Origin of the sequence: Zarconia navalis LEGE 11467 (assembly GCF_015207075.1) — a bacterium.
Classification (GTDB): domain Bacteria; phylum Cyanobacteriota; class Cyanobacteriia; order Cyanobacteriales; family Geitlerinemataceae; genus Zarconia; species Zarconia navalis.
Genome location: NZ_JADEXN010000195.1, coordinates 1 through 8,566 on the forward strand (window position 1 = coordinate 1; position 8,566 = coordinate 8,566).

Below are 8,566 nucleotides of genomic sequence, written 5' to 3' on the forward strand. Positions count from 1 at the left end.
CCGCCCCAATCACCGAAGCCTGAATTCCTCCAAAACACAAAAACAGTCCTTGCAGAGAAACGAAGCCCAAAATTCCATACACTCTGCGTTTTGGGCCGCCCCAGGCACCAATGGCGACACTGCCGAGTAACATTCCGCAACCACTCACCGACAGCACCATTCCCAGTTCGCTTTCAGAGGCGATGTCTAACACGAACGGCCAAAACAACACTTGCAGCATTCCTTCAGAGAAGTAACTGATGGCAAAGAACATGGTCAGGATTCGCAAACCCGGTCGCTGGATAATGTAATTCCAACCCGACACGACGTCCTGCCACAGCCGATCGAGATTGACCTTCTCCGACGAGGTTGAGGTGCGTTCGACTTTCGGAAACCGGACGCACAGCAAGGTGACGACCGCAAAGACAAAGGTACATAAATCGACTAGCAGCACCCCTTTTAGCTCGATGGCAAGCAACAAAAATCCGGCAACGATGGGTCCAGAAATTTTGGCAACGGCTCCGGCAACCTGAACCATGCCGTTGGCACGACCCAGATTTTTCTTGGGGACGAGTTGGGCGATCGCTGCGAGGTATGCGGGCCACTGGAAGGCGTTAAAAACCGAACTGATGGCGACCCCGACATAGATGTGCCAGATTTCCAATCGGTTCTGCAAAACTAAAATGAAAACGACGATCGCCGCCACACCCGTGACCAAATCGCTGAGAATCATCGCCCAGCGACGATCCCATCGATCGACGATCGCCCCGGCAAAGGGGGAAACAATGATATTGGGAAGATGAATGCACAGCGAAATCAGGGCAAACTGCGTAATAGACCCTGTAGTCTGGTACACCCACACACCCAAAGCAAATTCGGTTAAACCCGAACCTAAAAGGGACACGATTTGTCCCAGCCAGACAATGAGGAAAATCCGCATAATGTGCGCTGTATGAAATTTAAGGCTCTTCTAAACTAACGAGAAGTCAAATCGATCTCTCGATCGATCGTGACTCTTTGGCAACTGTACGCACAATAAGGGGTTCGAGACCCCATAGATCGCCCCAATCTTACAACTCCCTCCAGGACTCTGTAAACTTTTGTGGTTTTTTACGGTTTTTTTGCTTTTCTCTTGACATCTAAATTCAAAACGGTAACAATAGATACAGAAGCAAATCGTTCATCCACTCCACAGGAGGGACGGAAGTAGGGAATCATCCCGAAGGAACGCACCGCAAACCAAAACAGTTGTTTTTTTGGAGACATAAAACGATGAAGCTCTGTTATCGCGGTGTTCGCTACGAGAAAAACTCGATGTCTGCGCCAGCTCCCACACCTGAAATTATGGGGAAATACCGGGGAGTTCCTTGTAAGCTGCATGAAGACCGGCCGCCTTTACTACAACGGCTAAAGACCCATCTAAAACTGAAATATCGGGGAACTGATTATCAGGCGGTTTAGAATTGCTTGAGTTTCGGCAACTTGAAGCTTAAATGAAATTGGGGTAGGTTCGTTAAATCTGCCCCAATTTTTTATTTTTTTATTCGATTGAAGAAATCGATGGAGTGGCTTGGGGTAATCGCATGCCACTATTTTTAGTGTCTTCAGTGTGGCGAAATTCGGCGAAATTCAATGAAAATCGAGACCCAAAATTTAGTATTAGGAGTTGATGGCTGTCGTGGAGGATGGTTGGTGGTTTCATGGGATGGAAAAAGCTGGAACCATCGAGTTGTTCGAGATCGCTTGCAGCTTATCGATCTCTTGAAAAGTTCCCGTCGAACCTTTATCGATATTCCCATTGGTTTAGGCGATCTCGAATCTTCTCGAACTTGCGATCGCCTCCTACGAAAAACCTTAGGTCGATCGTATTCATCATCGGTTTTCTCCCCTCCCGTTCGTGCGGCAATATATGCGAACTCGTACGAAAATGCTTGTCAGATCAATCAAGCACAAACGGGTAAAAAAATATCGATTCAGTCGTGGAATATCACTGCCAAAATTAGACAAATTGATGAGATTTTTCAACAACAGCCAGAGTTAGGCGATCGCATTTTAGAAAGTCATCCCGAACTTCTTTTCTGGAAGCTGAATCAAGAACAGTCACTGACTCATAAAAAAAAGACCGATGCGGGAAAGCAGCAGCGCCTTAAGTTGTTAACAGACCCAATTGCTGAAAGTCAAAAGTTATTCACAAAAATTAGAAATAGCTCTCTCAAAAAAGAAGTTTCTGATGATGACATTCTAGATGCAATAGTTCTGGCATATTCATCCCATCAATCTCTTGTTTGTGGCTTGAAATCTTTCCCCGACCCGGTCGAATTTGACGATCGAGGTCTGAGAATGGCAATACACTATTATTAAAAAATTGACTTAAGCGAAAAGCTCTAAATTTCGAACGATCGAACAATAATGTGATATGGTATGATGCGAAGCTTGAATAGCCTGCTAAATCGCGCACGTTCTATCCTCCATTTAAATCGATATTATGCAACTGCGGCAATTGAGTTTTTTGAGTTCGATCGCCCTTTCGATCGCCCTATTAAGCAGTAGTTGGGGTATTGCGACCAGAGCAGAAAATCGCGATCGCTCGTCACCCGAAACTCTTTTCGATCGCCCGTTGAAGCCATCTACTTCCAAATCTGCCGCCACAAAACCTGCAGAATTCTCGATCGCCCAAACTTCAACCGAAGCCAATCCCGAAGAGTCCGAACCCGCCGAGCCGAATTCCGAAGAATCGATTCCCGCAGATGACGAACCGGCCGAAGCCAATCCTACCGAAGCCAATCCCGAAGAATCGATTCCCGCAGATAACGAACCGGCCGAAGCCAATCCCACCGAAGCCAATCCTGAAGACTCCACTCCAATAAATTCTGCAATTTTACTGCAAGAAAACGGTAAGTTAGAAGACGGCGATGCCACCTTCGACTCCGATGGCAGTTTCTACGATACTTACACGTTTGTTGGTAGGGCGGGACAATCTATTTCTATTGACGTCAAAAGTGAAGAATTCGATACCTATTTGCTTCTGGTGGATTCCGAAGGCAATACCGTCGGCGAAAATGACGATGTGGCCGACGGGAATACCAACTCTAGATTGGAAGTCGAGTTAGAGAGTAACAGCATCTACACGATCGTCGTCAATGGGTTCGATAGCGAACACAAAGGGGTCTATTCCCTAATGGCGATTACCCAACTCGGTACCGGCGACTTGCAAGCCACCCTTTCCTGGAATACCTCAGATGACTTGGATTTGACCATTCTCGACCCCAACGAAGAACTCGTCAGCTTTGAAACCCCCTCAGTCAATTCTGGCGGCAAGCTAGACGTAGACGCAAACGCACTGTGCGAGAGTACCACAACCACCCCTGTGGAGAATATTTTCTGGCCTCCTTCTAAGGCCCCAAAAGGCAGTTACGCGATCGCCATCAGTCTCTATACTCGCTGCCCGGCCTCTCAAACCCCCACGGAAGGACAAGCCACCGAACCCATTGAGTTTACCCTCACCCTCACGGTACAAGGAACCACGGAAACCTTTACCGGAACGGTAGATGAATCCAATAATTTCGTCACCTTCCCCACCGCCGTGTACTAAAGTCTGCAATCGAACGACTCACGTGGCGCGATCGCCGATAAAATTCAAGATCGAATGTCAGTATCAGTGACAGCTTCGTGAATTTTTGGTAGTAAAGGTTTTGGCAACAGGAGTGTGTGGCAATGCAGATCGAACTCGCGCAGCTTGCAGAAATTCTTGGGGTTCCATCGCCCGAACGTATTCCCCCAAATCCCGATCGCATTTGTAGCGGTATCACCACCGATAGCCGCAGCATCGAACCGGGAAATCTGTTTGTCGCCTTGCGAGGGGAGAAGTTTGACGGACACGAGTTTGTGGCAACCGCAGCCGAAAACGGGGCAACTGCCGCTATTGTCGATCGCATTGTCGATGTCGCCATCCCTCAATTTCAAGTCGGCGACACTCTCAAAGCCTATCAAACCCTCGGCCGGTGGTGGCGCGATCGATTTTCGATTCCCATCATCGGTATCACCGGTTCCGTCGGCAAAACCACCACCAAAGAACTCATCGCCGCCGTCTTGGGAACCCAAGGCAACGTCCTGGCAACCCAAGCCAACTACAACAACGAAATCGGCGTTCCCAAAACCCTGTTCGGACTTACCCCCGCCTGCGATTTTGCCGTTATTGAAATGGCCATGCGGGGGCCCGGACAAATTGCCGAACTCACCCACATCGCCCGCCCCGATATCGCCGTTATTACCAACGTGGGAACGGCCCATATCGGATTGCTGGGTTCGAGAGAAGCGATCGCGAGGGCGAAATGCGAACTCCTTGCGGAAATGCCCGATACGGGAATTGCCATCCTCAACCACGACGATCGCCGCTTAATGGCAACGGCAGCAACGGTGTGGCAGGGCAAAACCATCACCTATGGGTTAGAAGGGGGAGATATACGGGGCGAACTTCTCGATGGCGATCGTCTGCGGGTGGATGGCATCGAGTATCCTTTACCCCTATCTGGGGAACACAATGCCCTCAACTACCTCGCCGCGATCGCAGTGGCAACAGCCCTCGATTTCGATCTATCGCCTCTGGAAGCCGGATTATCGGTGAGTTTACCCGATGGGCGGGCGAAGCGTTACCAACTCGCCAACGATATCGAGATTTTGGATGAAACCTATAATGCCGGGTTAGAGTCGATGTTGGCGGCGCTGAAAATGCTCGATCGAACCCCAGGAACGCGGCATATTGCGGTGTTGGGGACGATGAAGGAGCTGGGAGAGAAATCGATCGAATTTCACCGACAAGTGGGAGAGATGGCGCAAAAGCTCGCTCTCGACGCACTTTTTATCCTCGCCGACCCCCCGGAAGCCGAAGCAATGGCAGCCGGGGCGAAAGGGGTGGCGATCGTCGAGTGGGAAGATGCAACTTCTGCCAATGCCCACGAAACGCTAACAACGCGCTTGCAAAACTTCATCCAACCTGGCGATCGATTGTTATTCAAAGCGTCTCATTCCGTGGCGCTCGATCGCGTTGTGGGATTTCTAAATAATCCGTCTTGACACTCTTTTTACCTTCCATTAACGGCGAAAAAACGGCATTGCAGATCGCGATTTCGGTCGAAGTGAATAAATTCGATCGCCACGATACTTTTCGAGTTATCGTCATTCCGCATAAAAGTGGTATAGGTTCGGAGTCGGATCGACCCAAATCATTCGCAATTCCTAGGAATCCCGATCTCTCAATCTTATAGTGGGTTAGAAAAATCAGAGAATCCGTAGGGATCGTGCCCCCGTGCCTACCTCGATCTAGTAAGCTGGGTTCAAACTTCATTAAAGCCGCCATATTTAGAATGACGATCGCTCACAGAAGAGACAAGTTCGCAGATAAAGGAGCAAATTGATGAAATAAAGAGTTTGATATCGCTGACACTCGCAGTATCTTCAATCTCTAAGAGTTCGCCTTTACCAATTTCTTCTTGATTATTGGGTAGCAACTTGAAGTTGATTTTCATCTCTTCTCTATCACCGAATTCTTTTGGAATGACTTGAAGTTTAAACAGAGGAGTCTGTTGAGGCGTACCGATCGTCCATATATATTCTTCTAAATCGGCCTTGTTTAATTTTGAGGTTATCACCAATTCAAGATATGCGACTAAATGGATAAGCCGATCGTATTTTATCGCTTGTCCTCTCGATTTAATATAAAGTCTATATTGTTCCAAATCGGAACTTACGGCAATCAGAAGTCCACCATGATATAGCATCGTTGGATGTTTTTTAGGACTAACTCCTTTTATATAAAACATGAGATAATTCGAGTTGAGTTTGAGAATACATTTTCTTCTCACGTTTAAGTCGAATGGAAGATCTTTCGTTTGTTTTTCTGAAAAATTTAAATGATAATTCTTTATCTCTATCCATCTATGAAATATCAGAAAACTTGGAGTTCCCTCTTCCATTTTTTTAACGACATCCATGTTAATCGAGTCAAGAAGAGAAACAGCTCGAAATTTCTCAAAACTAATTCTCGATTGAAAATCTGCTTCTTTAATCGCATACATCCCATGGCATAATTCATTGATATAACCTCGAAAGCCGATAAGCGCTCGATAGGTTAAGTTAAAAATTATGCCTTCTTCAGTAATTTGAGTGAGTCGAACTAAGTTCTCATTGTGGAGAATAGTAGAATCTGGATAAAATCGATATGGATAGACGATTTCAATTATCTTTAACAGTCGATCGACTTCATCTTTATCGATATCGTTAATACGTTTTTGAATATCGCAAAGATCGAGATTTTGGCTTGCCTCAAATAAAATATTTTTTAAAATCGTTAACTCATCGATCGAAAATTGTATTTTTGCGCTCTGTCGATTAAAATCAATAACTTTCACGATCGATCCAGTTGAATTCAGTTAAATAAATAAGATATTTTACCTCAAAAATAAGCTTTGTTTCCGACAGTCGAGCGTCTTTATGTTCGAAGATCCAAATTTATTAATAAATACAGCAAAGATGCAAAACTTAACATAAATCCAGATAGACCTCGATCTCCACGGGTATCCGCCCTCTGATAAACTAATACACTGGGAACGCCCGATAAATAAAACATTACAATCAGTTCGGAGGAAAGACTTCGTGGACGCAACCCTCGGTCTAGAAATTATTGAAGTCGTAGAGCAGGCAGCGATCGCCAGTGCCAAATGGATGGGAAAAGGCGAGAAAGATACCGCTGACGAAGTGGCCGTCGAAGCCATGCGAGAGCGGATGAATAAGATTTATATGCGCGGGCGCATCGTCATTGGAGAAGGGGAACGGGACGATGCACCCATGCTCTATATCGGCGAAGAAGTTGGGATTTGTACTCAAGCAGATGCCAAAACATATTGCAACCCCGACGAACTGGTTGAAATCGATATCGCCGTCGATCCCTGCGAAGGTACGAACCTGGTTGCCTACGGACAGAACGGTTCTATGGCAGTACTCGCCATCTCCGAAAAAGGTGGACTTTTCGCCGCCCCCGACTTCTACATGAAGAAATTAGCCGCGCCCCCGGCTGCTAAAAATCATGTTGATATTAACAAAAGCGCCACGGAAAACCTCAAAATCATCTCCGATTGCTTAGATCGGTCGATCGAAGAATTGGTGGTGGTGGTGATGGATCGTTCCCGCCACAAAGACTTAATCGCCGAAATTCGGGCCGCCGGCGCGCGGGTACGCCTGATTAGCGATGGAGACGTCTCTGCGGCTATCTCTTGTGCCTTCGCCGGTACCAGCATTCACGCCCTGATGGGAATTGGTGCGGCACCCGAAGGAGTAATCTCCGCAGCCGCCATGCGCTGCTTGGGCGGACACTTCCAAGGACAACTGATTTACGATCCGGCGATCGTGAAAACCGGTCTGATCGGTGAGAGCAAAGAAAGTAACCTCGCCCGTTTGGAAGAAATGGGAATTACCGATCCCGATCGCGTCTACAATGCCGAGGAACTCGCCTGTGGCGAAACGGTGCTGTTTGCCGCCTGCGGGATTACCCCCGGCACCTTGATGGAAGGGGTGCGCTTCTTCCACGGCGGCGCGCGCACGCAAAGTTTGGTCATTTCCAGCCAATCGAAGAGCGCTCGTTTTGTCGATACCATTCATCTGTCTGAAGCTCCCAAGTATTTGCAGTTGAAGTAATCGGATTTCAATTAAGTTTCGGGTCATTTGCCAGCCCTAAATATACGATTGCAAATGGCTCGATTTTTAAGATCTTAATAATCGGTTATAGCACTTAAAAAACATAAAAAAACAGTCGAAAAGCCGTTTAAAAACAATTCACAAAACACGATTTTATGAATATCGCTGTTATTGGTCTGAGTCATAAAACGACCCCCGTTGAAGTTCGAGAAAAGCTCAGTATCCCAGAACCCCAAATTGAAAGTGCGATCGCCCAGCTAAAAAGCTATCCCCACATCGAAGAAGTCGCCGTTCTGAGTACTTGCAATCGCCTCGAAATTTACGTCGTCACGAGCGAGACGGAACCTGGTGTTCTCGAAGTGACCCAGTTTTTATCCGAATCGAGTCAAGTTCCCCTGTCTCAGTTGCGATCGCATCTATTTATCTTGCTCCACGAAGATGCGGTGATGCACTTGATGCGGGTGGGTGCGGGTTTAGAAAGTTTGGTGCTAGGAGAAGGGCAAATCCTCGCCCAAATCAAACAAACCTACAAACTCGGCCAACAACATAAAGGGGTTGGGCGCATCCTCAACCAACTCTTCAAAAAAGCCATCGGGGCCGGAAAGCGGGTGCGTACCGAAACCAGTATCGGTACCGGTGCGGTATCCATCAGTTCGGCTGCTGTTGAACTGGCGCAACTCGAAGCCGAAAATCTATCCCTGTGTCGCGTCGCCATTGTCGGGGCGGGGAAAATGGCAAAATTGCTCGTGCAGCATCTGATTGCCAAAGGGGCAACTCAAATTGCCATCCTCAATCGATCGCCCAAACGCGCCCAAGAGCTAGCCAATCGATTTAGCGATGCCCAGCTACAACTCCATTCTCTCGACGAGATGATGTCGGTGGTTGCTGCCTCCGATAT

8 protein-coding genes and 1 riboswitch are annotated in these 8,566 nt (G+C 47.4%); of the genes, 6 read left to right on the forward strand and 2 right to left on the reverse strand.

The genetic code is table 11. From position 1 onward, the window contains the following. On the reverse strand, positions 1-919 hold a 919-nt coding region (locus tag IQ235_RS11670), incomplete at its 3' end, for an MFS transporter (RefSeq protein WP_264321637.1). Between the two features lie 235 nt (positions 920-1,154). After that, positions 1,155-1,213, forward strand: a riboswitch (Glutamine riboswitch). A gap of 38 nt (positions 1,214-1,251) precedes the next feature. Between IQ235_RS11670 and IQ235_RS11675 the strand changes: the two genes are divergently transcribed. From IQ235_RS11675 to IQ235_RS11690, 4 genes are all read left to right on the forward strand, one after another. Then, positions 1,252-1,440: a DUF4278 domain-containing protein gene (locus IQ235_RS11675; protein ID WP_264321638.1), complete on the forward strand. Its 189-nt coding sequence runs from the start codon at positions 1,252-1,254 to the stop codon at positions 1,438-1,440. A 171-nt stretch (positions 1,441-1,611) separates the two neighbouring features. After that, positions 1,612-2,340, forward strand: coding sequence for a DUF429 domain-containing protein (locus tag IQ235_RS11680; RefSeq protein WP_264321639.1), 729 nt, complete (start codon positions 1,612-1,614; stop codon positions 2,338-2,340). Positions 2,341-2,464: 124 nt separating this feature from the next. Continuing rightward, on the forward strand, positions 2,465-3,571 hold the full coding sequence (locus tag IQ235_RS11685; protein WP_264321640.1) for a DUF2135 domain-containing protein: 1,107 nt from the start codon (positions 2,465-2,467) through the stop codon (positions 3,569-3,571). 122 nt (positions 3,572-3,693) lie between these two features. Continuing rightward, complete coding sequence (locus IQ235_RS11690) at positions 3,694-5,052, forward strand: UDP-N-acetylmuramoyl-tripeptide--D-alanyl-D-alanine ligase (RefSeq protein ID WP_264321641.1); 1,359 nt, start codon at positions 3,694-3,696, stop codon at positions 5,050-5,052. Between the two features lie 260 nt (positions 5,053-5,312). Here the strand turns inward: IQ235_RS11690 and IQ235_RS11695 are convergent, their stop codons facing one another. Beyond that, positions 5,313-6,386, reverse strand: a complete 1,074-nt coding sequence (locus IQ235_RS11695; RefSeq protein WP_264321642.1) for a hypothetical protein — start codon at positions 6,384-6,386, stop codon at positions 5,313-5,315. Positions 6,387-6,630: 244 nt separating this feature from the next. Between IQ235_RS11695 and glpX the strand changes: the two genes are divergently transcribed. Both glpX and hemA read left to right on the forward strand, forming a co-directional pair. Then, entirely contained in the window at positions 6,631-7,668 is a 1,038-nt protein-coding gene (glpX, locus tag IQ235_RS11700; protein ID WP_264321643.1) for a class II fructose-bisphosphatase, read from the forward strand. Positions 7,669-7,823: 155 nt separating this feature from the next. Beyond that, a partial coding sequence (gene hemA, locus IQ235_RS11705; RefSeq protein WP_264321644.1) for a glutamyl-tRNA reductase occupies positions 7,824-8,566 on the forward strand: 743 nt, incomplete at its 3' end.